This window comes from Amycolatopsis thailandensis, assembly GCF_042723255.1.
GTDB lineage: Bacteria > Actinomycetota > Actinomycetes > Mycobacteriales > Pseudonocardiaceae > Amycolatopsis > Amycolatopsis thailandensis.
In genome coordinates this window covers 1-1,115 of sequence record NZ_JBHXJK010000277.1, presented here as the reverse complement: position 1 = coordinate 1,115, position 1,115 = coordinate 1, and the positions used below count along the sequence as shown (strand labels likewise).

Genomic DNA, 1,115 nt, shown 5'->3' with positions numbered 1-1,115 from the left:
GGCCCCGGTGCTTGCGCTAGGCGCAAGGAAGGGGGCCTTCATGTACTTGAGCCGCCGCTGCTGGTGCGGCAAGCGTGGCGAGTGACTTCCGGCTAAGCCTTGGCCGTCTCCACCAGGAGCTTCGCCGCCACCGTCGCCCCATCGGTCCGGATCGTATCCGCCACGGCCTTCGCCCGAGCCCGCGTTTCCGGGGACAGGACCGTCGTCAGCGCGGCCGACAGCGACTCGACGGTCGGCGTCGGATCCTGGTGCGCCACACCGATTCCCAGCTCCGCCACCCGCGAGGCCCAATACGGCTGGTCCGCGATCCGGGGGACGACCACCTGGGGCGCGCCCGCCCGCGAGGCCGTCGTCGTGGTCCCCGCGCCGCCGTGGTGCACGACGGCGGCCACGCGGCGGAAGAGTGCTTGCTGATTGACCTCGCCGACGACGAAACAATCGTCCGCGTCGTCGATCGAGGCCAGTCCGGCCCAGCCACGCGCGAGCAGGATCCGCCGCCCCAGCGTCCGCAGTGCCTCGATGGCCACCCGGGCGATGTCCTTCGGCGCGTACGCGGCCATGCTGCCGAAGCCGACGTACACCGGCGGCTCGCCGGCTTCCAGGAACTTTTCGAGGTCGTCCGGCAAGGGGCGGTCGTCGGGCTGGATCCACGCTCCCGTTTGGACGATGTCGAGGTCCGTCATCCCTTCCGACGGGCACAAGACCGGGTCGGCGGCCAGCCACGGCGAGCCGGTGAAGACGTGGTCGCGGACGTTGTCCACCGGCGGCAGCCCGATGGCCGCCCGGTGCTCGTCGAGCGCGCCGCCGTACAACGCGTTCACCCGTTGGGCGTCCTGCTGCCACAGCACCCGGTTGTCCGTCTCGCCCTCCGGAGACGGCGTGCCCGGCCGCAGGCCCGGGGCGAAATGCCGCGACGGCAGCCCGAAAATGTGGAAACACGCGTACACGTAAGGAATTCCCCGCTTCTCGGCCACGTCCCGCGCGCCGGCGGGCAGTAGCCCGGTCGCCAGGATGGCGTCGCAGTCCGCCGCTGCGGCGGAGAGTGTCTCGAATCGGGCGGCGACCAGCGCGGGCGCGAGTTTCAGCGCGTCTTCCCCTGTCGTTGGCTTCGGTCC

1 protein-coding gene is annotated in these 1,115 nt (G+C 71.4%); it reads right to left on the bottom strand.

Features of this window, described 5'->3' with window-relative positions; genetic code table 11:
* Positions 1-92: 92 nt before the first annotated feature.
* On the bottom strand, positions 93-1,115 hold a 1,023-nt coding region (locus ACFWMR_RS42655; RefSeq protein WP_378382503.1), incomplete at its 5' end, for a glycosyltransferase.